Annotated in this window: 24 protein-coding genes; 19 read left to right on the forward strand and 5 right to left on the reverse strand. The window is 56.2% G+C overall.

Annotated features, from left to right (window positions below; translation table 11 throughout):
- Positions 1-141 precede the first annotated feature (141 nt).
- From SK3146_RS27430 to SK3146_RS27455, 6 genes are all read left to right on the forward strand, one after another.
- The gene (locus SK3146_RS27430; protein WP_249861751.1) at positions 142-294 is read left to right on the forward strand and encodes a hypothetical protein; all 153 of its coding nucleotides are present in this window, start codon (positions 142-144) and stop codon (positions 292-294) included.
- Positions 295-366: 72 nt separating this feature from the next.
- On the forward strand, positions 367-777 hold the full coding sequence (locus SK3146_RS27435; protein WP_249861752.1) for a hypothetical protein: 411 nt from the start codon (positions 367-369) through the stop codon (positions 775-777).
- Positions 778-833: 56 nt separating this feature from the next.
- Entirely contained in the window at positions 834-1988 is a 1155-nt protein-coding gene (locus SK3146_RS27440; protein WP_249861753.1) for a transglutaminase domain-containing protein, read from the forward strand.
- Between the two features lie 210 nt (positions 1989-2198).
- Positions 2199-2912 carry an HAD-IA family hydrolase gene (locus tag SK3146_RS27445; protein ID WP_249861754.1) on the forward strand — a complete coding sequence of 238 codons (714 nt, stop codon included), beginning with the start codon at positions 2199-2201 and terminating at the stop codon, positions 2910-2912.
- A 31-nt stretch (positions 2913-2943) separates the two neighbouring features.
- Complete coding sequence (locus tag SK3146_RS27450; protein ID WP_249861755.1) at positions 2944-4986, forward strand: peptidoglycan D,D-transpeptidase FtsI family protein; 2043 nt, start codon at positions 2944-2946, stop codon at positions 4984-4986.
- Positions 4987-5183: 197 nt separating this feature from the next.
- Positions 5184-5723: a hemerythrin domain-containing protein gene (locus SK3146_RS27455; protein WP_249861756.1), complete on the forward strand. Its 540-nt coding sequence runs from the start codon at positions 5184-5186 to the stop codon at positions 5721-5723.
- 86 nt (positions 5724-5809) lie between these two features.
- Here the strand turns inward: SK3146_RS27455 and SK3146_RS27460 are convergent, their stop codons facing one another.
- Positions 5810-7042 (reverse strand): aminopeptidase, encoded by a 1233-nt coding sequence (locus tag SK3146_RS27460; protein ID WP_249861757.1) that lies wholly within the window; start codon positions 7040-7042, stop codon positions 5810-5812.
- Between the two features lie 269 nt (positions 7043-7311).
- Here SK3146_RS27460 and SK3146_RS27465 point away from each other — a divergent pair, with 269 nt between their 5' ends.
- The 4 genes from SK3146_RS27465 to SK3146_RS27480 are packed head-to-tail and all read left to right on the forward strand — an operon-like array spanning position 7312 to position 10890.
- Positions 7312-8229, forward strand: coding sequence for a metal ABC transporter solute-binding protein, Zn/Mn family (locus tag SK3146_RS27465; protein ID WP_249861758.1), 918 nt, complete (start codon positions 7312-7314; stop codon positions 8227-8229).
- Positions 8230-8258: 29 nt separating this feature from the next.
- Positions 8259-9017 (forward strand): metal ABC transporter ATP-binding protein, encoded by a 759-nt coding sequence (locus SK3146_RS27470; RefSeq protein WP_249861759.1) that lies wholly within the window; start codon positions 8259-8261, stop codon positions 9015-9017.
- 5 nt (positions 9018-9022) lie between these two features.
- Positions 9023-10009, forward strand: coding sequence for a metal ABC transporter permease (locus tag SK3146_RS27475; protein ID WP_249861760.1), 987 nt, complete (start codon positions 9023-9025; stop codon positions 10007-10009).
- On the forward strand, positions 10006-10890 hold the full coding sequence (locus tag SK3146_RS27480) for a metal ABC transporter permease (RefSeq protein WP_249861761.1): 885 nt from the start codon (positions 10006-10008) through the stop codon (positions 10888-10890). The genes SK3146_RS27475 and SK3146_RS27480 overlap by 4 nt, the downstream gene beginning before the upstream one ends.
- A gap of 293 nt (positions 10891-11183) precedes the next feature.
- Here SK3146_RS27480 and SK3146_RS27485 read toward each other — a convergent pair whose 3' ends face one another.
- Positions 11184-11873, reverse strand: coding sequence for a Crp/Fnr family transcriptional regulator (locus SK3146_RS27485; protein WP_249861762.1), 690 nt, complete (start codon positions 11871-11873; stop codon positions 11184-11186).
- A gap of 77 nt (positions 11874-11950) precedes the next feature.
- Here SK3146_RS27485 and SK3146_RS27490 point away from each other — a divergent pair, with 77 nt between their 5' ends.
- The 8 genes from SK3146_RS27490 to SK3146_RS27525 all read left to right on the forward strand — a co-directional run bounded on the left by SK3146_RS27490 (position 11951) and on the right by SK3146_RS27525 (position 20637).
- Positions 11951-12703: an HAD-IIB family hydrolase gene (locus SK3146_RS27490; protein WP_249861763.1), complete on the forward strand. Its 753-nt coding sequence runs from the start codon at positions 11951-11953 to the stop codon at positions 12701-12703.
- Between the two features lie 262 nt (positions 12704-12965).
- Positions 12966-14843, forward strand: coding sequence for an asparagine synthase (glutamine-hydrolyzing) (gene asnB, locus SK3146_RS27495; RefSeq protein WP_249861764.1), 1878 nt, complete (start codon positions 12966-12968; stop codon positions 14841-14843).
- Between the two features lie 13 nt (positions 14844-14856).
- Entirely contained in the window at positions 14857-15594 is a 738-nt protein-coding gene (locus SK3146_RS27500) for a Cof-type HAD-IIB family hydrolase (protein ID WP_249861765.1), read from the forward strand.
- A gap of 38 nt (positions 15595-15632) precedes the next feature.
- Positions 15633-16118: a DUF456 domain-containing protein gene (locus SK3146_RS27505; protein WP_249861766.1), complete on the forward strand. Its 486-nt coding sequence runs from the start codon at positions 15633-15635 to the stop codon at positions 16116-16118.
- Positions 16119-16219: 101 nt separating this feature from the next.
- On the forward strand, positions 16220-17905 hold the full coding sequence (locus tag SK3146_RS27510) for a putative polysaccharide biosynthesis protein (RefSeq protein WP_249861767.1): 1686 nt from the start codon (positions 16220-16222) through the stop codon (positions 17903-17905).
- Between the two features lie 746 nt (positions 17906-18651).
- Complete coding sequence (locus tag SK3146_RS27515; RefSeq protein ID WP_434006826.1) at positions 18652-19242, forward strand: GNAT family N-acetyltransferase; 591 nt, start codon at positions 18652-18654, stop codon at positions 19240-19242.
- 9 nt (positions 19243-19251) lie between these two features.
- Positions 19252-19779 carry a GNAT family N-acetyltransferase gene (locus SK3146_RS27520; RefSeq protein WP_249861769.1) on the forward strand — a complete coding sequence of 176 codons (528 nt, stop codon included), beginning with the start codon at positions 19252-19254 and terminating at the stop codon, positions 19777-19779.
- Between the two features lie 72 nt (positions 19780-19851).
- Entirely contained in the window at positions 19852-20637 is a 786-nt protein-coding gene (locus SK3146_RS27525) for a DeoR/GlpR family DNA-binding transcription regulator (RefSeq protein WP_249861770.1), read from the forward strand.
- A gap of 112 nt (positions 20638-20749) precedes the next feature.
- Here SK3146_RS27525 and SK3146_RS27530 read toward each other — a convergent pair whose 3' ends face one another.
- Together SK3146_RS27530 and SK3146_RS27535 are read right to left on the reverse strand one after the other, a co-directional pair.
- Complete coding sequence (locus SK3146_RS27530; protein WP_249861771.1) at positions 20750-21535, reverse strand: HAD family hydrolase; 786 nt, start codon at positions 21533-21535, stop codon at positions 20750-20752.
- A 221-nt stretch (positions 21536-21756) separates the two neighbouring features.
- The gene (locus tag SK3146_RS27535; RefSeq protein WP_249861772.1) at positions 21757-23022 is read right to left on the reverse strand and encodes a DUF2515 domain-containing protein; all 1266 of its coding nucleotides are present in this window, start codon (positions 23020-23022) and stop codon (positions 21757-21759) included.
- A 175-nt stretch (positions 23023-23197) separates the two neighbouring features.
- On the opposite strand from SK3146_RS27535, the gene SK3146_RS27540 reads away from it, so the two are divergent.
- Positions 23198-24784, forward strand: coding sequence for a copper amine oxidase N-terminal domain-containing protein (locus tag SK3146_RS27540; RefSeq protein WP_249861773.1), 1587 nt, complete (start codon positions 23198-23200; stop codon positions 24782-24784).
- 84 nt (positions 24785-24868) lie between these two features.
- Here SK3146_RS27540 and SK3146_RS27545 read toward each other — a convergent pair whose 3' ends face one another.
- Positions 24869-25081, reverse strand: a complete 213-nt coding sequence (locus SK3146_RS27545) for a type II toxin-antitoxin system antitoxin (RefSeq protein WP_249861774.1) — start codon at positions 25079-25081, stop codon at positions 24869-24871.
- Positions 25082-25104 lie beyond the last annotated feature (23 nt).

Raw genomic sequence — 25104 nt, forward strand, 5'->3', positions numbered from 1 at the left:
TTTGGTTTCCGAGACATTACTCCAGGGTTGCAAAGAGACGGCCTTATCATTACGTTTACGTGACAAGCCTTAGGGTTAGTACCATTATTTTGGAACTCTTTGTGACGGTTTCCGTACTACATTTCCGGGAGGGCGGCATTATTGGATTCATTTCTGATCATCGTATTGGCCGCCGTTGCGGCGGGCGTGCTGCTGCGCGTAAGATCCACCTATAAGAAGATCAAGCGGGCGGACAAGTCGGAAGAGATCCAGCGCAAACTGGCCGAGCTTAGAAGGCGCAGAGAAGAGGAGTAAACGGCGGCGCGTCAGAGCGTCGGGCGCAAGAAGATTGAAAGGGGAGAGATGGATTTGGATGCGAATTTCATTATGACATTTCTAGAAGAGCGATGGTTCGTCGTCGTGGCGGCGATCGTCGTATTGTTCATCGTCGTCAAAATTGTCAAGACATTAGTGAAATGGATTATCGTGCTGGCGGTTATCGCCGGGCTGTTCTTTTACGGAGCGAGCTACAAGGATAAGCTGATGGAGATCGGCACCGCGGTAACGGCGGAAGCGAAGGCTCAGGCGATCAAAACCATTTCCGGGGAAATGAAGGACGCGCAGTACAAGCAAAATCCGGACGGAACGTTCACCGTAACGACCAAAAGCTTGCGAATTGACGGAAATCCCGGAGCCAATGAAGTGAAGGTGACGTTCATGAATCAAACCTTTACGATGAAAATGGATGATGTCGTCAATGCGCTGATCGAACAAGCTAAGAAAAATACGAAGATATAAATAACGAAGCTTTCAGGGCTTTCGCAGCCTTGCGAAAAAAGAGAGAGGTGACAGGCATGGCTTCCTGGCTGAGTTCCATCGGCTCGTACAATTGGATCACGATCGCGCTGGCGGTCGTCGTGGCCGCGTCGGCCGTTCAAGGGGTGGTGCGCGGCGCGTCGGCGTCGGCCCGCCATTTGCTGCTAATGCTGGCCGAAGCGCTGGCGACCGTACTGGCGCTGCTGCTTGCCTGGAAGCTGGCCTCGTGGGCTTCGCCGCAGGTGCAAACATGGCTTGCCTCCCTGAAGCTGGACATCCCGGCGGAGGACCTCGGAGCGCTCAAGCAGCTCTACTACACGCTGATGACAAGCATGCGCGATTTCTCGCTGCTGCGCTACGGCATATTATTCGTGCTCGGCTATTGCCTGATCAAGCGTGTGCTTTACATCGCTATCGATCCGCTGATGGACAGCTGGATGTCCGGACCGCCGCGGCCTGGGGGCCGTCGGGGAGGATTCTCCCATATCGTCAGCAGTCTTGCCGGCGGCGTCATCGGCTGCGCTACGGGAATCGGGCGCTCTTTGGTTATTATCGCCGTCTTGTTTATTGCGGCCGCTTTGTTTCCGCAGACGCCCGCCGCCGATTATATTCAAGCCTCTGCTTTATACCAAAAAGGCGCAGGCACCGTCATCAAGCCGGTCACCGGCGATTTTTTCGAGAATCGGCTGCCCGTGTTCACCAAAGCGGTGGAGCAGGAATTCAGCAACATTTTGCAGCGCAAATACGAGGTGCTCGACGCGAAGATTCCGAACGACATTGCCGAAGCGGCCAAGGAAGTGACGGCCAAGGGCAAAACCGACGAGGAGAAGGCGCGCCTGCTGTACGACTGGGTCGGAACCCGCGTCCAGTACGATTGGGATAAAGTCGATCTCTACGAGCAGCAAAGAATCTGGAAGGAGCAAACGCCGGAGCAAACCTTTGCGACGCGCAAAGGGGTCTGTATCGATTATTCGCGTCTGTATGCGGTGATGGCGCGCTCCGTCGGGATCGACGTCAAGGTCGTGACGGGACTCGGCTTCGACGGCAAAGGAAGCTACGGTCCCCATGCCTGGAATGAAGTTTATTTGAGCGATAAAGAGAAATGGGTTCCGCTTGATTCGACCTGGGTTTCCAGCGGAGGCAACTGGTTCAACCCGCCGAATTTCAACGAAACGCATATACGCGAGGTTTGAGCCATTGGGCAAATAACCGATGAGGCCGGACATCCAACCGCAAGGTTCCGGGATGGCTGGCTTTTTCCCTTTGGGCCGAATTATGTTACACTACAATATAATAGGGTGCTAGAGCCCGATTGCTGTCGAATTTGGGGAAATTTAGAAGAACGGTGGGTAACAGCGATCGGAAGACGTTTCCGCGTACCTAGGGGAGAAGGAGCCATTCTTATGATACCAAAACCATTACATGCGTATAAAGCCGTCTTTTTTGACGTAGGGGATACGCTGATGACGATACCGGCATCACAGACGATAATGCGGCAATATTTGGCCGATCGGTCGCTTCGGCGCGACGAAGAACGGGTGGGACGGCTGTTCACCGAAGCGTTCCGGCTCTTTTACTACGGCAGACAGGTCGATGCGTACGAGCCCTGCACGCCGGAGTCGGACCGCGCTTTCTGGATGAAGCTATACCGTTACATTCTGGAAAAACTCGACGTGCACGAGGAACGGTGGACCGACGAGCAAATCGACGACTGCTGCCGCGGCATGTACGAGCTGTTTACGGGACCTCAGCCGTACCGGCTTTTCGATGATGTGAAGGAAAGCGTGGAGGCGCTGAAGCAAAGAGGATTCCGGCTCGGCATTATTTCCAATTTTGCGCCGACGCTGACGGACATTCTCCGGCATCAGGGGATTCTGCATCATTTCGATCCGGTCATCGTATCCACCGAGGTTGGCCTGGAGAAGCCGGACCCGGCTATTTTTCATCTGGCGCTGGAGCGTTCGGGACTTGCCGCGTCGGATATTTTGTACGTCGGCGATCACGATACGAATGACATTTGGGCCCCTGCGCAGGCGGGGATCGACGCCGTTAAGATCAAACGTTACGATTATCATTCGGGAGCAGGGATTCATTCCCTGCTCGAGCTGCTCGCATGACTTTTCAAGGATTTAAAGGAGCTGTAGCAACATGAGAAAGTCCATGTCGACGGATGACCCGCAAAAGCACGAATCGAACAAGCGGCGTCATTACACCGTTCGAATCAATCTATTTTTCTTCTGCACGTTCGTTTTATTTTCCGTCCTGATCGTCCGGCTGGCGATTTTGCAGTTTGTCGAGGGCAAGCAGCTGAAGGCGGCGGAAGCCCAGACGACCAAACGGGATACGCCGATCGCGCCGATTCGCGGCAATATTTTCGACAGCAACGGTTACCCGCTGGCGTTTACGAATTCGACCCAGTCCTTATATTTCCGTATGGAATCCGATCAGAAGAAGGATGACGTTATCGCACTGGCAGGCAAGCTGGAAGCCTTGTTCAAGGAGTACGGCGATCCGGGCAAGCCGCAGATGACGGCGGCCGATATTATTAAATCGATGGACGTCGGATACGATCTGGACAAAAATTCGACGACCGCGCCAAGCTATTCGTTCGTTCCGCGGCGGATCAAATCCGGCTTGTCGGATAAGGAAATCGCTTATATCCTCGAGCACCGCGACGAGCTGAAATGGCTTGAGGTGATGGAGGAGAGCATCCGCACCTACGATCCGGATAAGATCGCCGTACAGCTTATCGGCTATATGCGGCCGTTTTCGCAGGCAAGGGAGCCGAAGAACGGGCTCGATTTTTATAAGAACAAGAGTACGACGGACGGCTATCTGGATACCGAGGACGTCGGCTATGACGGCATCGAGCTGATGTATCAGGATGAGCTGCGCGGGAAAAACGGCATGAAGACGTATCCGGTCAACGCCTCGCAAAAAATTATCGGCAAAGTGTCGATCGAAGCCCCGGAGAAAGGGAACAATCTGTTCCTGACGATCAACAAAGATATTCAGCAGGTGGCCGAGCAGGCGATTATCGATCAACTTGCCTACGCCAAATCGCCTGCGGCCCGCGCGTCCCATTACGGCTATGCGCCGAACGCGAAGGCGGGATATGCGGTGGCGATGGAGGTCGACACGGGAAGGGTCGTCACGATGGCGAGCATGCCGGACTACGATCCGAACGTGTGGAACGGCGGCATTTCCACGCAGGAGTACCAGCGCATCCAGCCGTTCATCAATAACGGCACGATTACGACGGCGTATCCGGACTATCCGGAGAACGAGCTGAAAAATCACCCGACCTCGATCGTGTACGTCGGTTCCATCATCAAGCCGCTGTCGGTGCTGATCGGCTTGAACGAAGGCTTGTTCGGCGTAGGGACGACCTATAACGATACCGGGGTGTTTACCTACGGTAAAGACAACAACGCCAAGCTGACGAACTCCGACCGGGCCGCGTACGGCCTGATCAATGCGGCGGACGCGATCTGGCATTCCTCCAACACGTTCATGTCGGCGATGATCGGCAATCCGCTGTATATGCGCAGCGGGCAGCAGGCCGTCGACATCTGGGAATCGTATTTGAACAAATTCGGTCTCGGCGTGCTGACGGGCAGCGGGCTGCCTCGGGAATCGGCGGGGATCAGCGAGTTCAAGACGAATACGAAGGAAACGCTGCAGTCCCGAATGGTGTACGCCTCCTGGGGGCAGAACGAGAAATATACGACGCTGCAGATGGCGCAGTATGCGGCGACGCTTGCGAACCGCGGCAAGAAGCTGAAGCCGCTTTTGGTCGACAAGATCGAAACCTACGACTTCAAGCCGGTGAGCAAAGTGGAGCCTGAGGTGATGGAGGAAACCTCGTTCCCGGACGCTTACTGGGATGCCATCCAAAAAGGGATGCTAAAGGTTAACGTGCAGGGCTTCGAAGGCTTTCCGTACTCGGTAGCCCGCAAGACGGGAACCTCGACCCAATCGGTCGGCGGCAAAATGATCGACAACGCGGTCTTTATCGCCTATGTGCCCGCGGAGAAGCCGAAGCTGGCCGTAGCGGTCGTCGTGCCGGAGGGCGGCTTCGGAGCTTGGAACGCGGCGCCGATCGCGCGCAAAATATTCGACGCATACGACCAGTATTACGGGCTCGACGGCGTGCCGAAAGGCAAGAAGGCGGACACGGACACGCCGTAGCCGCAGCCGGCCGCGCCACGCAAAAAACTCTTTGGAAGACCGCTTTCTTGATGAACGCGGCCCGCCGAAGAGTTTTTTTGCATTCTCCGCCGATAAAAAAATAAGCGGCAATTGTGATAAGTCACACATACAACCAAGGGGTCCGAGAGTAATCTGTAAAGTATACATGTAAACAACATTCATTTGGAGGTGGAGCTATGAGTGGGCAATTTCAGCCTCGGGAGGAGTACACAAGCGCACATGTGACAGAGTTGTCGGAGCTCGTAGACCGTTTGAAGCGGGAGCACGGCGAACTGCTGCAGGTGCTTCGCGATATGGCGGAGCAATCGGTGCTGGCGGAGCGCGAGCGCGATCCGGTCAAAGCCAGAGGGACATTGCTGCATCTGAGGCTGTGGGCGATGGCTTTTCAGGAGGAGCTGGAGAGGCATTCCCATTGGGAGGAGAAGGAGCTGTATCCTTTTCTGAACCTGTATTTTCATAAGTATAAGCGGCCTTCCGTCGTACCTTCCTTATGGATGTTGGAGAAGGAGCACGAACGGGCTATGGATCATATGAATTCGTTCTTCCGGGCCGTTCACGCGCTCAAATCGGATTCGGATGCGCTGCCGGTGAAACGCGCGGCCGCGTACTTGACCCAGGCTTGCCGTATACTGACAGACCATCTGGAGAAGGAGGAGCAAATTATTTTTCCGCTGACCGACCAGGTGCTTACCGATGTCGATTTCCTGTTCTCCTAACGCCGGCAGACCGGCGAACGTTAAAGGGGCCTTTGAAGGCCCCTTTTTCCATGAAAATTCCGCTTGAAACGTCGGTTCGGGTCATATCAGAATGCCCAGCCGCCCTTTTGGAACACAGGTTCCTCGGCGCCGTCCGCCGTCACCCCGTAAATGTCCATCTCCGCAGAACCGATCATAAAATCTACATGCGCAATGCTCGTGTTAAGCCCTCTGGACTTCAGCTCGTCTTGAGACAAGCCTTTGCCGCCTTCGAGGCAGAACGCATAAGCGCTTCCGATCGCCAAATGATTGGAGGCGTTCTCGTCGAACAGCGTGTTATAGTACAAAATATTCGATTCGGAAATCGGTGAGCGATGAGGAACAAGCGCCACCTCGCCAAGATAATGGGAGCCTTCGTCCATCTCGATCAGCCCGCGCAGCGTCTCCTCGCCCTGCTTGGCGGATACGTCCACGATGCGGCCGTTCTCGAAGGTCAACGTGAAGCCGTCGATGATGTTGCCTCCGTAGCTGAGCGGCTTGGTGCTGGATACTTTGCCGTTTACGCCGGTAGCGAGCGGGGCGGTGAACACCTCCTCGGTCGGCATGTTGGCGACGAACGCGTGTCCCTGCTCATTAATGCTGTCCGCGGCGACCCAGATATGGCCTTCCGGAAGCTCGATGGTCAGATCGGTGCCGGGAGCGATGTAGTGCAGCTTCTTATATTTTTTGGCGTTCAAATAGGCGGATTTCTCGTTGAGCGTTTGGATGTGCTTCTCCCAGGCGGCTACCGGATCGTCCTGATCGACGCGCACGGTGGAGAGGATCGCTTCCCACAGCTTAGCGAGCTGTTCTTGCTCCGGCAAATTCGGGAACACCTTGGCCGCCCATGCCGGAGAAGGCGCCGCGACGACGCACCAGCTGAATTTATCCGACTGCATATACTGGCGGTATTTGGCCATCGCTTTGCCGTACGTTTTCTGATAATTGACGATCCGCTCCTGAGGCACGCCCTTCAGCAGATCCGGGTCGGACGAGACGACGCTGATGACAGCGAAGCCCTTCTCCGCCAGCTCCAGCATTTCGCCCGCATACCACTTGGGCTCTTCGAGGAAAGACTCGTCCGGAGCGAGGTCGTACCGCAAGCGGGAGACGGTATCGTCGGACCAGTTGACTTTGACCGTATAAGCGCCGGCTTCATAAGCCTTTTTGACAAGCAAACGGACCAGCTCGGCCGCGTCGAGCGCCGCGTTGATGACGAGCGTCTGCCCTTTTTGAATATTGACGCCGATGTTGACGATAATTTGCGCGTATTGGTTTAACTGCTTATCGAAATTGCCCATCAGAGCCCTCCTATGGAAATGATTTTCTATTGTCTTTTTTATCTTAGCAAAAAGCGGCGCGAACTCCAAACGGTGCAGCCGAAAAAAAGTTGGTGAAAAAGAGTTGCACTAGAGAAACATTTTTGTATATAATATGCATAAGTTGTATTAAGGAAACAAATATTTAGAAAGGAAACAATTTGTCTGTAGGTAAAAAGTTAAAAAATGGAATGGGAGTGAAGGAGATCGTGAAAAGCGGGAAGGTAATATCATCGTTTCGAAGATTGGTTATGACGTTTATATTTTTGGCGGTCGCTGTGGGGCTATCGGCTTGCGGGCAGCCGCAGCAAGGAGCTTCTCCGGCGAGCGAAGGCAAGATCAAGGTGACGGCGACGATCGGAATGATCTCGGACGTGGTGAGGCAGGTAGGCGGGGAGCATGTGGAAGTGACGGGACTGATGAAATCCGGAGTCGATCCGCATTTGTACAAAGCGTCCCAAGGGGATGTGAAGAAGCTGGAGCAGGCCCAAATCATTTTTTATAACGGCCTTCATCTGGAAGGGAAAATGGTGGAGATTTTCGAGAAGATGACGAAGGAAAAGCCGACGGTAGCGGTATCGCGCAATATTGCCGAGCAGCAATTAAGAGGCTGGGAGGGAGGCGAGGCGGCCCATGATCCGCATATTTGGTTCAATGTGCGGCACTGGATTTCGGCAACGGAGGTGATCCGCGAGGAGCTGACGAAGCTGGACCCCGCCCACGCCGACGACTATAAGAAGCATGCGGACGATTACACGAAGCAGCTGCAAGAGCTGGACGATTACGCGAGAAGTCAGATCGCCTCGATACCGGAGCAGCAGCGGGTGCTCGTCACCGCGCATGACGCCTTCGGATACTTCGGAGATGCTTACGGCATTAAGGTGATGGGGCTGCAGGGCATCAGCACGGCTTCGGAATACGGGTCCAAAGACATTAGCGACCTGCGCGATTTTATGGTGGCCAACCAAATCAAGGCGGTATTCGTGGAATCGAGCGTGCCCAAGAAATCGATTGAAGCCGTGATCGAAGGAGCGAAGAAGCAGGGGCATGAAGTGAAGATCGGCGGCGAGCTGTTCTCCGATGCAATGGGGGAAGAAGGAACCCCGGAAGGAACGTATATCGGGATGGTTCGCCATAATGTCGACACGATCGTTAGCGCATTAAAATAAACCGTGCAAGCAAGGAGGAGAATAAACCGATGCAATCCCCTTTAAGCATCCGCAATTTGACCGTGGCTTATCAGAAAAAGCCGGTTTTAAGAGATATTTCGCTGGACATTCCGGAGGGCAATCTGATCGGCATCGTCGGGCCGAACGGGGCCGGCAAGTCGACGCTGATCAAGGCGGCTTTGGGGCTTATCCCGCGGGTTGCCGGCGAGGTGGCGCTGTACGGCAAGCTGTACCGCGAACAGCGCAAGCTCGTCGGCTATGTGCCGCAGCGCGAGTCCGTCGACTGGGATTTCCCGACCAGCGCGCTGGATGTAGTGATGATGGGACGCTACGGCCATCTGGGATGGTTCAGGCGCCCCGGCCTGACGGAGTGCGAGCTCGCGATGGAATGCCTGGAGAAGGTCGGCATGGCCGACTTCGCGGGCCGGCAGATCAGCCAGCTGTCCGGAGGCCAGCAGCAGCGAATATTCCTCGCCAGGGCGTTGGCGCAGGACGCCAAGCTGTATTTCATGGATGAGCCGTTCGTCGGGGTGGATGCGGCGACGGAGAAGGCGATCATCACGCTGCTTAACGAGCTGAAGAAGCAGGGCAAGACTGTGCTGGTCGTTCATCACGACCTTGCGACGGTGAAAGAATATTTCGACTGGGTCATCCTGCTCAACGTACGGCTTATGGCTATCGGGCCGACCGGACTTGTATTCACGAGAGAGCTGCTGCAGCAAACCTACGGCGGCAGGCTCGCGCTGCTGGATCGCGACGATGAAGCGGTCATCGCCGGCGGGAGGTGAAGGTCATGGCGAACATCAACTGGCTGGAATTGTTCCTCGATCCGAATACGCAGTGGATTTTGCTCGGCAGCATACTGCTGGGGTTAAGCAGCGGCGTGCTGGGCAGCTTCGCTTATTTGCGCAAGCAGAGCTTGATGGGCGACGCGCTCGCCCATGCGGCGCTGCCCGGCGTCTGCATCGCCTTCATGTTGACCGGCTCCAAGTCGATCCTGTTCTTCCTGATCGGAGCCGCCGTCTCGGGAATTATTGCGACGTTCGGCGTCGGCTTCGTGACGCGCAATTCCCGGATCAAGCAGGATTCGGCGCTCGGCATCGTGCTGTCCGTCTTTTTCGGCTTCGGGATCGTACTGCTCACGCAAATTCAGCATGGCGGCAGCGGCAACCAAAGCGGGCTCGATAAGTTTCTGTTCGGCCAGGCCGCTTCGATGATTCATTCCGACGTTGTCGTGATGACGATCGTCGCCTTGGTTCTGGTGGCCGCCTGCGCCCTGCTGTTCAAGGAGTTCAAGCTGCTGAGCTTCGATTCGGGCTTTGCCAAAGGACTCGGCTATCCCGTCGCTTTCCTGGAGCAGCTGCTGATGTTTCTGATCGTCGTCGCGGTCGTCGTCGGCATTCAGGCCGTCGGCGTCGTGCTCATGTCGGCGCTGCTGATCACGCCGGCCGTCTCCGCCCGGTACTGGACGGAGCGCCTCGGCGTCATGGTCGCGCTGTCCGGCTTGTTCGGCGCAATCAGCGGCTTCGCCGGGACGCTGGCGAGCACGACGGCGAATAACTTGCCGACCGGGCCGCTTAGCGTGCTGGCGGCCACGGCGCTGTTCGCCGTCTCCGTCGTTTGCGCGCCTCGGCGCGGGCTGCTCGCCAAGCTGCTGCTCCGGCTGTCCGTGCGCCGGGCGGTGCTGGACGAACGGGAGCCGGGGACGCCGCTGCGGCGCGGGCAGACCGCCGCTTCGCTGGCGGCCGAGACGCAGGCGCGGAAGGAGGGGCAGGCGTGAACGACTTCTGGATTATATTGACGGCGGCGCTGGTTGCTTGCTCCTGCAGCCTGCTCGGCTGCTTCCTCGTGCTGCGCAAGATGGCGATGATCGGCGACGCGATCAGCCATTCGGTGCTGCCCGGGATCGTCATCGCCTTCCTGCTCAGCGGGTCGCGCGATTCGCTCTTCATGATGCTGGGCGCTTCGGCGCTCGGGCTGATCACCGTCTTCCTGATCCAGCTGTTTCAGCAAAGCGGCGTGCAGTCGGACGCTTCCATCGGCGTCGTCTTCACCGCCCTGTTCTCGGTCGGCGTCGTGCTGGTCAGCATCTATACTCGCCAAGTCGACCTGGATCTGGACTGCGTACTGTACGGGGAAATTATCCGCGTTCCGTGGGATACGCTGACGTTCGGCGGCGTCGATATCGGGCCGAAGGCGGTGTGGGCGCTCGGGCTGGTGCTGCTGCTCAGCGCAGCGGTCATCGGCCTGTTCTACAAGCAGTTCAAGCTGTGCTCCTTCGATCCGGCGCTGGCGGCTGCGGTAGGCATTCCGGTCGTTCTGTTTCATTACGTGCTGATGGGGCTCGTATCGGTGACTACGGTAGCTTCCTTCGAAAGCGTCGGCGCGATTCTGGTCGTCGGCATGCTCGTCGTTCCGGCCGCCACCGCGTATTTGCTGACGGAACGGCTCGGGTCCATGATCGGCTGCAGCATGGCGGTCGGCATCGTCAGCGCGGTTGCGGGTTATTACGCGTCGATGCTGCTCGACGCCTCCATCGCAGGCTGCATGATCAGCATCGCCGGGGTGCTGTTCGTGCTCGCGCTGCTGTTCTCCCCGACTCACGGCGTGCTCTGGCGCAAGCTGAGGCAGCGGCGCAGCCTGTCGGGGAAGACGGCTTGATCGGTGCGGCGGCCGATGCAGATCGGGCAACGCCATACCGCACTGCGCGCGGTAGCTGCATTTCGTTCGGCGTCCGGTTTCATGCGGCGGCAGAACGCGACCTGCCATATACGGCGGCAGCCCCTGAAGAGGGTTCTCTTTCAGGGGCTGTCTCTGTGTGCTTCGGCTTGGCTCTTTTAATATAGCCGGTGGACCGAATAGGTCTCGCGCAACGGAGCATCATGGCATGAACTTATCGAATCGGGCGCGGGAGGCTCATCTACGCGGATCATTTTTATCCGTAATCATCCGCTTTAATCGTAACGCAAGCCGTTCGAGATCGTATCCAGTTGCTCCCAATCGAGCACCTCGAAGCTTTTGCGGGCTTTTTGCAGTATTCCCAGCGCATGCAGCTTATGAATCACGCGGTTCAGATGCCTTGGCGTGGTGCCGATCACCGAGGCGATTTCAGGAATATGCGGCGTCTGGATTTCCTTGCCGAACTCGTTCGGAAAACGGGTGGTCAAAAGATAAATCGCCAGCCGTTCCTCGACGGAAGCCAGCAGGTTGATTCGCGATGCCGTTGTACAAGTCTGAAGCTTGTAGGCCAAGTGCTTTAGCAGCTCGTTTAAAAATCGGTGCTCGCGCATCAACTTTCGCTCCACCGTCCGTTTGTCGATATAGAGAAAGCGGGAGGCTTCCACGGCTTCGACCCTGGATTGTACGGCTACTTTCTGAATAAGCTCAATATCGCCGAAGATGGAGAGCGGACGGCAAAACCGCAGCAGCAGCGATTTTCCCGTTTCCACACTTGATGAAACCTTGGTCAGCCCCTCAACCTGAAAATATAAACCATCCAGCTCGTCGCCCTCAGCGAGAACGGATTCGCCGCGCTCGTATTCGCGAAGCTGAATCGTTACAGAAGGAGGATCAATGAAAATTTGGCTTAAATCAAACTTGGACATATAGGGCTGCAGCTTGTGATGCTCGGTGTAAACCTTCACCAAATTCACCTCTTTTGGACATCGGTCCTTTTCATTATATATGAACTTGATATGATTGAAAAAAAGGGGGAAATGAGATGAAATTCGTTTTCGATTTGGATGGAACGATTTGTTTTCGGGGCAAGCCGTTAAGCGAGAATATGGTGCATGCGTTGGACGAGCTCGTGAACGAGGGGCATGAAATCATCTTTGCTTCGGCCAGACCGATCCGCGATCTGCTGCCCGTTTTGCCTGCCCATATGCACCGGTTTCCGATGGTGGGGGGAAACGGCGGGTTCGTTTACCGCGAGGGGCGTCAAGTTTGCGCCTATCGGCTGGAACCGTCCGTAGCGCAGCCGATTATGAGTTTATTACAGCAGTTCGAAGCGGATTATTTAATTGACGGGTTCTGGGACTACTGCTATTCCGGCGATCCGCAGCACCCGATTCGAAGCAATCTCGACCCGGAAGGCAGCGCCCGCAACGTCCCGATAGAGGAATTGGGGGATATTGTAAAAGTGGTTGTATTGCGCAGCCGAAACCATCGGCAGTTGCTTGGGGAGCTGGAGAAGCTGCCGGTGATGATGTATATGCACGGAACGGAAAATATCATTGATCTCAGTCCGGCGGGAATCGATAAATGGACAGGCTTGCAGGCGCTTGGCCTTAGTCCCCGTACGTTCATTGCATTCGGAAACGATGCGAACGATGTTCCCATGTTCAGGGTTGCAAGCCGTTCGGTTTGCGTCGGAGAGCATGCGGAGCTTAGGAGAATGGCAACGGAGAGTGTGGCCGGCGATGAGGAAGCGGTTATCCGGAAAATCGGCGAGATGGCGTCTTTGCCAAGTTAATTCAAGGCGGAATCGAGCAGGGTAACAATGTGAGAAGCCTTCACGCAAGCGCGAGATGTTTCAAAGTCCGACAGCCGCATCAGCGTCGGGAACCGATCTGGCCGTAACCTTCGGGTTGCGGCTTTTTTGATCCGTTTCGGTAAAAAATCCCAATTCCCCGGTCATACCATTCTATTTCCTGAATCCGCCGCGAATATGGTATACTAGACTATCGAATGATTTAACCGTTGCTGTAAGGGACGTTTGAGGAGGAAGCAATACGATGTGCGGGATTACCGGAGCAATGTATTTTGAAGATAGAGAGCCGTCGCAGGCGATGCTGAAGGCGATGACGGATGTCATCATCCATCGGGGGCCGAACGACGTCGGATTCTGGTCGGAGAACCGGATCGGCCTCGGATTCCGCAGGCTGTCCATCATCGATATTCAGGAAGGGCATCAGCCTATGTCCAATGAGGATGATACCGTGTGGATCGTGTTCAACGGAGAAATTTACAACTACAAATATTTGCGCAGCACGCTGCAGGAGAGAGGCCATCAGTTCAAAACTCACTCCGATACCGAGGTCATCGTCCATATGTACGAGGAATACGGCGAGGATTGCGTCAAGCAGCTGCGCGGAATGTTCGGGTTCGTCATTTGGGATCGCCGCAAGAAGCTGCTGTTCGGAGCGCGCGACCAGTTCGGGATCAAGCCGTTCTATTATTTTAAGGACCGCAAACGGTTTTTGTTCGGATCGGAAATTAAGAGCCTGCTGGCCGCCGACGGAATGGACCGCACGATACATACGGAAAGCCTGCTGAACTACTTGACGTTTCAGTACGTGCCTGAACCGGATACGATGTTCCGGGGGATTCACAAGCTGCCGCCGGGCCACTCGGTAACGGTATCCTACGACGGCGATATGACGATTCGCAGGTATTGGGACCCGATGTTCGAGCCGGAGGAGCGTCCGTTCGAAGACTATGTCGAGCAGATTCGCGAAGGGTTGAAGGACTCGGTCATCCATCATATGCAGAGCGACGTGGAGCGGGGCTGTTTCCTGTCGAGCGGGATCGATTCCACGGCCATCGCCGCCCATATGCGTTCGATCGAGCCGATCCGCACGTTCTCCGTCGGATTCGAAGGCCCGAACAACGAGACCGAGATCGCCCGCCAGACGGCGTCGGCGCTCGATACGGAGCATTCTGCCCGGATTATCACGCAGAACGATTTCTTCGCCGCGCTGCCGAAGGCGGTATGGCATCAGGACGAGCCTGTAGCCGACCCGTCGGCCATCGCGCTCTATCATGTCGCCCAGCTCGCCCGCGAGCAGGTGACGGTGGTGCTCTCCGGCGAGGGCGCCGACGAGCTGTTCGGCGGCTATCGCATTTACCGCGAGCCGCTGGCGCTGCAGCCGATCGAACGGCTGCCCCACGCGCTGAAGCGGCTGATGCATGCGGTGGCGCGGCTTATGCCCGCCGGTCTGAAGGGCAGGAACTACGTGCTGCGCGGAACGACCCCGCTGGAGGAGCGGTTTATCGGCAACGCCAAAATTTTCAGCGAGGACATGAAAGCGGAATTGGTCCGCATCGACAAAGAGATGCTGAGCAGCTACAAAAATCCGCTGCAAATCGCCAAGCAATTTTACGATAAGACCCGTCATCTCGACCCTGTCACGCGGATGCAGTACATCGATATGAATCTGTGGCTGCCCGGCGACATTCTAATGAAGGCGGACAAAATGACGATGGCGCATTCCCTGGAGCTGCGCGTACCGTTTCTCGATGTGGAGCTGTACGAGATCGCCCGGAAAATTCCGGCGCGTTACCGGATCGCCGAAGGGACGACCAAGTATATTTTCCGCAAAGCGATGGAGGGGCTCATTCCCGACTTCATCCTGAATCGGCCGAAGCTCGGCTTCCCGGTTCCTGTGCGCGATTGGGTGAAAGGGAACCAGGGCAAGGTGATGATGGAGCAGATCGCCGCCAGCGGCATCGAGGACTACATCAATTTGGACACGGTCCGTCAAATGCTGGCGAGGCATCAAAACGGTCAAGGCGATTACGCCCGCAGACTGTGGACCGTGTACATGTTCGCACTATGGCATGTAACCTATATGGAAGAGCTGCCGAGGCCGTCGCTGGCGCAAGCTCTCTAGGAGGAGGAACGGCATGGCGAATTACAAGCTGATCGCTTTGGATATGGACGGAACTTTTTTGACGGAGGATAAAACAATATCGGCCGAGAACCGCAAAGCCGTGGAAGCGGCGGCCGCCGCCGGAGTGACGGTGATGTTCTCCACGGGCCGGGGCATTCAAAACGTGCTTCCTTACGTAGAGGAGCTGGGTCTTAAGTCTCCGATCGTATCGGTTAACGGCAGCGAGGTATGGACGGCTCCGGGACAGCTGCACAGCAGGACGTTCGTGGAGCCGGATCTGGTGGAGAAGATGCTGGCGCTGGCGCTGGAGTATGATACTTGGTATTGGGCTTATGCCGTCAGCGGCATTTACAATAAGGAAAAGTGGGTTCCGAAGATCGACTCGGAGCAGTGGCTCAAATTCGGTTATTACTACGAAGACGAGGCCAATCTGCGCGCGATTCGCGAGCAGCTTATATCTTGGGATATGCTGGAAGTTACCAACTCTCATCCTTGCAATATCGAGCTGAATCCGAAAGGGGTCAGCAAAGCGAGCGGATTGAAGCAAGTCTGCGAGCTGCTCGGCATCGAGATGTCCCAGGTCATCGCTATGGGCGATAGCTTGAACGACGTGACGATGATCCGCGAAGCCGGTCTCGGCGTCGCTATGGGCAATGCCCAGGATGAGGTCAAGGAATTGGCGGATGTCGTCACGGCGACGAACGAGGAGCATGGCGTGGCCAAAATCATCGAGCAATACGTATTGCGCTGATAGGCGGGGATACGAGTGAATAAGCGGGGTGGCGTCTTATGGTTATAGCCGCATGGATCATTGTCGTCGCTTTGTTCGCCGTCGGGATGGCCGGCGCCGTCTATCCGGTGCTGCCCGGGGCGCTGGCGATTTACGCGGCCTTCTTCGTCTACGGCTGGATGGTCGATTGGGGGCCGTTCGGCTTCTGGTTTTGGCTGATCCAGACGACGATCGTCATCGTGCTGATGGTCGCCGATTATTTGGTCAGCGCGCTCGGCGTGAAAAAATTCGGAGGCACCCGGGCGTCGGTCATCGGGAGCACGGTCGGCCTTCTGCTCGGCCCGTTCGTCATTCCTGTCGCGGGGCTGCTGATCGGTCCGTTTCTTGGCGCGGTCATCGGGGAGATGATCGTCGGAACGGAGTGGAGACAGGCCGTGCGGGCGGGAGTCGGAGCGTTGGTAGGCTTCTTCTCGGGCCTCGTCGTCAAAGTGATTTTACAGCTTCTGATGATTGTTTTGTTTATCATTTGGGTGCTGCGGTTTTAGCGGCTCCGGATTCTATGTTTCAAGAAGGGGAGCCGCGGCGCGATGGCGCGAGCCGTGCGCCGCGGCGCATTCCGTCAGTTCTTTAATCGGGAAGAGGGAACGTGTTGGCTAAGGATTCGCTGGTAAAAGGTACGCTGATTTTGACGTTGGCGGCGCTCGTTGCACGGGCTTTAGGCGTCGTGCAGCGGATTCCGCTTGTTTTTCTGCTCGGCGAGATCGGCATGGCCGCCTACGGTATCGCCTTCAATTTGTACTCGATGCTGCTGGTCGTAGCGACGGCGGGCATTCCGAGCGCGCTGAGCAAAATGATCTCCGAGCGGACTGCGCTCGGGCTTCATGCGGAGGCGAGCCGCATCTATAAGGCGGCGCTGCTGTTCGCCGCGGGAGCGGGCGTCGTCATGACGCTGTTTCTGTACATCGTTGCGCCGTATTATGCGGACAGCATTATTAATCCGCAGGCGACGCTGCCGATTCGCGCGCTGGCGCCAGCGCTGCTCTTATTCCCGCTCATTGCGATTATGCGCGGTTACTTCCAGGGGCGGCGGATGATGATGCCGAACGGCTTGTCGCAAATTATCGAGCAAATTTTCCGCGTCGTCACCTCGGTCGTTCTCGCCTACGCGCTGCTCGGCCACAGCATGGAATGGGCCGTCGCCGGAGCATCCTTCGGCGGAGTTATCGGCAGCGTCGCGGCCGCCGCGGTGATGGCTTATTATGCGCTGAAGCTGCGCCGGTCGGATAGGGCGGAACTGGCCTCCGGAGCGGCTTCGGCCGCCGATAACGGCCGGGAGGGCGCGTCGCACAGCACGCTGCCGTTCAAAAAAATTTACGGGCAGCTGTTTCAAATTTCGATTCCGATCGTTATTTTCTCCATGACCGTGACGCTGATCTATACGATCGACTCTTCGATTGTGACGCTGCTGCTGAAGGATCAGGTCGGAGAGGAGAGCGCGAGGGAAATTCTCGGCATTCTGGTCGGCCGCGCCCAGTCGCTCGCCGGCATTCCGATCATTCTGGCCGTGGCGCTCAGCCAATCGGTCGTTCCGATCATTTCGTCCGCGTATTCGCAAAAGGATATGCAGCAGGTGTCCGATCAAACCGGCAAAGTGCTGCAGCTCTCGATCTTGTCCGGCCTGCCGATGGTGCTGCTCATCTGCCTCGCCGCCGGGCCGATCAACAGCTTCATCTTCGGCAATCCGAAGGGATCGGCGATCGTTGACGCTTACGCCGCGCCGATTATTATTGTGCTGACAGTCAGCGCGATCTTCCAGATCGTCATGCAAACCTCAGGCGCGGTATTGATGGGCATGGGCAAGATGCGCGCCCTGGTGCTGCATGTCGTGGCAGGCATCGCCGCGAAGCTGATCGCCAGCTTTGCGCTGGCGCCGTGGCTCGGCATTTACGGCATTATTGCCGCCACCTGCCTCTGCTTCATCGTCATGACCTGGCTGAACCTGCGGGTGCTGCGTTTGGAAGTAAGCTTCCGCGTGCTGAGCCGCCGCCGCTGGCTCGGCCTGACGGCGACGACGGTCGTGATCGTCATCGTCGGAGCGGCGCTCGACGCGCTCGCGCAAGCCTATGCGACGCCGTTCGGCGCGGCGCGCTGGGACGCATTCCTGCAGACGGTAATCGTCTGCGCGGTCGTCGGTGCCGCTTACCCGCTGCTGCTGTTTGCTACCCGTACCGTCGGCTTGTCCGATTTGCGGCATATGCCGCGGCCGCTTCAGCGGATCATCGGCAAAGTAGCCCCGCGCTTGCTGAAAGGCAAAGAAACCGGGAACGACTAGAATCGCGGGTCAACCGTATATATAGTTTACGAACGTACCGCCGTTATGAACCGAGGGCCGCAGGCTGACTCGGAGCATAGCGGCGTTTTTTCGTTTTGCCGGAAGCCCGATGGAGAAGCGAACGAAGCGGAGATAGCAGTGCTTTCGACTGCGCCGCAGAGCGTTTTTGATCATGCTCTTAAGAATCCGTCCGATGGAGGTGCTTCTGTGCATAGCGAACGAATAATGACTGCCTATTTTGCCGCTAATGCCGCTTCGTTATTGTCATTTTGCATCTATATACTTTCTGCGTGGTCTATGGGGCCATTTGAATCTGGAACAGCGTTAGCGGTCGCCTTTGTCCCCGATTTCAGCAGCGATCGGAAGCAACGGACACAGCGGCCGTTATATAAACCATATCGTCCGCTTTGGAATTCTAACGGACACAGCTGCAGCTATTTGTTGGCAAAGCCGCCTTAGAAAGCCATTCGGAGCTATATAAGCGCGCTGCTGACCGTTACGTTTCCAAAATGTCTGTTTTTGACGAACTTAGCTCCCTGGTGTCCGTTAGACTTAGAAACGATTCGATGCTCGGTTCCGAAGGCTGCGCCTCCTGCAGCTCCCTTCCAGGCCGTTCGAGCGATTACACGTTCCTTAGAAAAATGCTGGGAGGAGCAGTCCCGCTTCTATTCATTGATCTTGAAAAAAAGGCGCCCTCTATGGTATGTTGATTGGAAACTATTTTCTGGGAAACGGGGAGGATGGGTATGGCTGTCAATCCGCTTATGCTGGACTTGCCGGAAAGCTTCGAAAGCCGCCGTTTGTTAATACGCGCACCGCTGTGGGGAGATGGGGTCAAGGTGAATGAGGCCGTAGCCGAGAGCATCGATCGATTGCAGCCGTGGATGCCGTGGGCCCAGGCGCTTCCTGCCGTGGAAGAATCGGAAGCCGATATACGGCGGGCCCGGATTCAGTTTCTGGAACGCAAAGATATGAGGTTTCAGCTCTTATCCAAGGAAACCGGCATGCTCGTCGGCTGCAGCGGCCTTCACAGGATCGACTGGGACTCGCGAAAGTTCGAGATCGGCTATTGGGTGCGCACATCCTGTGAAGGACAAGGGTTTATAACCGAAGCGGCGGAGGCGATTACGAATTTCGCCGTTCGTGAGCTGCAGGCGAGCCGCGTGGAAATCCGCTGCGACTCACGCAATACGCGAAGCGCGCGAGTGGCCGAGCGGCTGGGCTTTACGCTGGAAGGCATTCTCCGTAACGATGCGCGTGCCGTGGACGGCTCGTTAAGGGATACGATGGTTTTTGCGAAGGTCCGGGGCGTGGAGTTTTCACCGGAAGGAGATTGAATACGAAATATGGCTATCATTTTGCAAACGGATAGACTTCTCCTGCGGGAGTATGAGGATGGCGATCAGGAGGAGGCGTATCGGCTGCTGTCGGACCCGGTCACGATGAGCTTTTGGCCGCAGCCGCTGGATCGGGAGCAGGCGGCCGGATGGATGCGAAGAAGTATGGACAGCTGCCGGGAGAACGGCTTCGGCCGGTGGCTGGTCGTCGATAAGTCGACGGGCGGAAGCGTCGGCGATTGCGGCCTGATGCGGGCATCGATCGGCGGACGCGAAGAGATCGACCTCGGTTATATTATTCATCATCCGCACTGGCGCCGAGGATACGGCTTCGAGGCGGCGTCAGCCTGCATGGAGTACGGATTTGCCCGTCTCGGATTGGAGAGAATATGCGCCAATATGCCGGTGGAGCATACGGCTTCGAGCAGGGTCGCCGAGAAGCTGGGCATGATCAAGGAGAAGGAGTTCTCGAACCCGAGAAATCGCGGCATCATGACCTGCCTGTATGCCAAAAGCCGTTCGGCGGCCGAGGGTTGAATTTCTTCGCGGCTTCGCTCTATACTAAAGGGGCAGTTTTGTCACTATGATACGGTAACGGTGGTGTTCGCATTGTCGCTTTTAGCCCAGGAACGAAAAGAATTGATTTTGCAGGCATTGTTTCGCGACGGCAAGGTGAAGGTGATTCCGATGGCCGAGCAGCTCGGCGTTTCCACGGAAACGATCCGCCGCGATCTCGATGCGCTGGAAGCGGAAGGCAAGCTGCAGCGCGTATACGGCGGGGCGGTCCGCTCCGGCCATGAGCATGGCGAGCCGCCCTTTCAGCAGCGTACCCAGCTGTTTGTCGACGCCAAGCGGAAGATCGGACGGCGCGCGGCCGAGCTGATTGAGGATGGCGATACGATCGCGCTCGATGTCGGTACGACGATGATGGAGCTTGCCGCATCGATTCAAGGCAAGCGTAACTTGACGATTCTTACCAATTCGCTGCCGGTCGCCTCGCATTTATCCGAGGCATTGAACAGCCAGCGATTTACCGGGAAGGTATTCGTGCTCGGCGGACAGCTGCATGCGGAGCAGCAGTCATTGACAGGACCGCTGTGCGAGCAGATGCTCGGTCAGTTTTTTGTAAACAAGGCGTTCTTATCCGTCGGAGGGTTGTCTTTAACGGGCGGCGTAACCGATTATGATTTGAACGAAACGGCCGTTTCAAGACAATTTGCTCATGCGGCCAGGGAAGTGATCGTGCTTGCCGACCAGTCCAAAATCGGCGTTCAGGCGTTTGCCCGGATCATACCGTTGGAAGAAGCGGATATCGTCATTTCCGATCAGGCATGCCCGAAGGATTGGGCAGGAACGCTGGAGCAGCACGGCGTATTATGGATAGCAAGCCAGTAAAGGCCCGGGGGAAGCGTGAACTTCATGCTTCCTAGCCGGGCCTTTTCTCTCTTGGCGACCGTGTTGATCTTTTTTCTGCTTGCGCTACAGGTCATCGCAGCCGACGCCTGTGCTATACGATGTCCAGCAGCGCCGACAAGCTTCCGATTTCATACGTGGGACGGCGGCCGGATGATGCGGGCCTGCGCTTGTGATTAATCCAGGCGCAGGGCATGCCGATCTCCAGTGCACCCTTAATATCCGTATCCGGATTATCGCCGACCATCAGGCATTGCTCCGCGGGAAGCTTCAGCAGCCCCATCGCATGCTTGAAGATGGCCGGATCGGGCTTGCCTGCGCCGAACGTCCCGGATATAACGATGTGCTCGAAGCAGCCAGCGAGTCCGGGAATGCTGTCCACCTTCTCCTGCTGCAGGTCCGGCGCGCCGTTCGTCAGCAGCAGCAGACGATACCGGCCGCGCAGCCGGTTCAGAACGTCGAAGGTGTCCGCATAGACAAGGGGACGGTTCCGCCGTTCGTCGGCGAATTGGTCCCCTAGCTTGCGTCCGAGCTCCGCATCGTCGACGCCGGCCCGCCGCAGCCCGCAAGTCCACGCCTCCTGCCGGTAGAGCGGGGCAAGCCGTTTCAGCTTTATAAGCGAGGGATGCAGCTCGGATTCGAAGCGGCCCCATAATGCTTCAAGATAAGTGACCTCGATCTGACGCGCCCATTCGTAGATCTCCATGGAAGCAAACAATTCCTCGGCCGCCAGCCGCACCGCCTGCTCCAGCTTCATGGCATCAACTCCCGATTCCGCGGAAGCGGACCGGCAGACCGCCTCAAAGGCTTCGTCAATACTTCTTTCATCCCACAATAACGTATTATCCAAATCAAAAATAATCGCTTCCGTCTTCGACATGACTTCTCATCCTCTCCCCAAGTGCCTCTTCATTAATTTGCAACAACAAACCACAAAAGTCAACAATAAATCAACAAATCAATCAATAACTCAATATAACTCCAAAAGGTGGGGCGAACAAGAAGACGAAGCAAGGAAACAAGGGGGGAGAAGCGGTCTGAAGAAACGGCAGCAAGAAATGAAGAAGAAAGACGGCTGGCGGAGCTGGAGCGGGCTACCGGTTACTCCAGCAAATCTCCGGCAAGGACGGCCAGCTCGATCTTGTTCAAGCCGAAGCAATATTCATGCGTCATTTCGAAGGAGAACGGCGGCTCCGTCGAGGACAAATAGGCGAGCCATTGCTCGCGGTCGTCATGCCGGTACCAATCGCCGGGCTCGCAAGCCGCAAACGGGCAGTCCTTCCAGACGTCGCTCAGGCGGGGGCTGTACAGAGGCGATGCGCCGGGGCGGAGTTTGCAGCCGTCAAGCCATTCCTTCAGCTGTCCGCGCGGGACCGGAGGGAAATGGCGGACGGCGGAGAACAGATGAGGCCAATAATCGGCCCGCGATCCGCTGTGCCGCGTGCTTGCGGCGAAGCTCAGCGCTCCCTGGGCTACGGCCGGAATGCCGAATAAGATGGCGTACAGTCTTTTTCCGACTTCAATCCGCTCCTTTAGATGATTGAAGTTTTCGAGCACCAAGCCGGCGAGACGGAGCTGTCCGGCCTCGCGGTAAGGAAGAACGATCTGATTAAGCTGGAGCAGCAGTTGAGCGTGAATAAGAAGCGTGTCGAGCACGGTTTCCCGGTAGACGGGATGGCGGACGACTCTGGACTCGATAAAATTTTGTTCGTTGACAATCATCGCTACCGTGAGCAGAGCCGAATCCCTGCGCTCCCAGAATTGTTCCCAAACCGGCCGCATAAACGAGGAAACTTGAAGGTGGCGCAGCAGCCGAAACAGCGGTTTCCCCGCTTTGAGGCTGGCTTCATAGAGCAGGAGCTGCGGATAGGAGTCATGGAATATGAGCGCGTTGGCGCGCTCCAGGAAGGCGAAGACATGCTTCTGACGCGTTTCGTTCAGCAAATAGGGGAGCAGCTCCCCCTTCAGATCGGTCATGTTCCAGCCGCCGTTGCGCGACACCATATGCGCGAGCAGCGACCAGTGCAGCTCCGGATGCCTCCGGTACATATCGAGATAGGCTTGCGTCCTTGTGACGTTGTTGCGGTTCCAATCGACGGCGGCTGCCCGAATCCGGGCCAGCAGCGCGCTTTCCGCAGCAGACGGCTCCTTCTCGTACTCTGCGTCCCCGCGGCCTTTCTTCAGACGGGCGCGCAGCTCGTCGACGGCGTCGCTTGTCAGCCGTATGCCGGTCATATGATCGAGCTGAGCGCTCTCATACAGCAAGGTGCCTGTTTTGCCTTTCGCCCATTGGACAATTTCGTGCGGCGCATCGGCCAGCTTCTCCAGCAGATCCCAGCCGTTCCATCTGAATTTACCCTGGTTCATGCCTGCTCCAGCCCTTTCAAAATTAAAGTTTGCCGTGTTTTTCATGTAAGAAAAAGGAATCGGGCGTCGGCTGTCGTAATAAATATATGTGTCGGCCGCATCATTTTTCCATAGTTTGCGTATAGATTTATGTTCGATGCTATGGAGCACTTATATCATTTTATGGAGGTAAGCAATGAAAAACAGAACAATGCAACGCCGTCTGCTTTCCCTTCTGCTGGTTGCCATGCTCATCATTACCGCAGGCTGCCAGTCCGTTAACGGGTTCGATCTGAACAAAGCGATGCAGAACAACTACGCGGTCCAATCCTCGCAAGGCACTCAGACCGTTACGATGGAGCTGATCCCGAACGCTTCGGCGCAGCCGGCCGAGGAGGAGAAGCAGCTTCTTGATCTGTTCAGCAAGGTGAAGCTGAATCTTACGGAAATCAACCAGCAGGATAGAACTCATGTATCCGTCAAAGGCGAATTGGAATACAATAAGGGCAAAATTCCGTTCCAAATGGTCATGTCGGATCAGGATTACACCTTCCTGGTAGACGGAGCGAAGAAGCCGATTGTCGTACATAACAGCGTAGGGGCCATGGAAAAGGCCCAGGAAACGATGTCCAAAGAAATGCAAGAGCAGTTCAAGCAGCTGTACAAAAAATCGGTCGATTTCGTTCCGGGCTTTATGTCGTACATTACGGGGAATCTCCCGAACCCGAAAAACATTGCGGTATCCGACGCGACCGAAACGATTCATAACGAAGGATTGTATTTGAAACGCGTCCATGCCGAGATCCGCGGCAATGAAGTGAGCGATCTTATCAAATCGTTTTTGAAAAATTTGCTGGCGGACGAGAAAGGCATGAAGGATATTCTCAGCCAAATCTATGATATGGTCTTGCCGCTTGCCCAGCAGGCCATGAAGGAAGACAGCAGCGGAAGCAGCGCGATGAACGACATGATCGCTCCGTATTTGAACAATAAAACGCTGGCTGTAGAATTTGCCTTCACGTTCTTGAAGACCAATCTGCAAAAAGCGGTCGACAACTACGATCAATCGTTGAACGAGGCGTTGAACGGCTACCAGGGCGAAGAGCTCAAAAAGCTGCTTAGCGAAAAGCAGTACGTCAAATACGATATGTACGTCGACAACGATCTGATGCCGCGCAAAACGTCGATGGAGGTATCCTTGACCCAATTGGGCTCGGAGTACAGTGCGATCGACGGGCTGAAGATTACGATGACGTCGGAGCTGTGGAATATTAACAAGCCGGTCACGGTTAATGCAATCGATACGAGCAGCGGACAATTGGAGCTGACGTCGCTGGATAAACCGGGCAAAATATTGGCGGCTTTGAACCCCGATTCCCAGTTGTACCGACTGCTTAAGAACGATTTGAAAATAACGAAAAAAGAAATTACCATGTTTATGGATGAAGAATCCTATTACGACGGTGATTTTGTCAAACCGTACAACCGGAACGGCAATGTCATGGTACCTGCGCGCTTCGTCGTCGAGCAGTTGGACGCGGACGTAGCCTGGGACCCTGCTACCCAGCAGGTGACGATTACCGATTCGATCACCGGAACGGTGATCAAGCTGAACATCGGCAGCAAGCAAGCGCTGGTTAACGGCGCGATTACTCCGATGGAAGTTGAAGCCGAGCTGGAGAACGGAACGACGTTCGTGCCGATTCGCGTAATTGCCGAAGGCATGGGAGCCAAAGTCGCTTGGGATCAAGAGCTTCAGATGGTAACCATCACTCGCGATTAGTTTACCCTGCATACAGCGCGGCATGAATGAGAATAAGCAAAAAGCCTGATTCCGCCGGATCAGGCTTTTTGTTATGCGCGTTTTTTACGAATCTCCGGGAGGCTCCGTGCCGTGCGGGACATCGTCGGGCGCTGCGGAAGGGCGCGGGCCGGGCAAACGTCCGGATTTGGCCGCGGCTTCCCGCAGCAAAAATTCGATATGTCCGTTTACGCTGCGAAATTCGTCAGCCGCCCAACGCTCAAGAATCTCATACAGCTTCGGGTCCAGCCGGAGAGCGAAGTTTTTCTTCGGTGCCATAATGCAAGCCGGCGCTAAGGCAG

Source organism: Paenibacillus konkukensis, assembly GCF_023523925.1.
Classification (GTDB): Bacteria; Bacillota; Bacilli; order Paenibacillales; family NBRC-103111; genus Paenibacillus_S; species Paenibacillus_S doosanensis.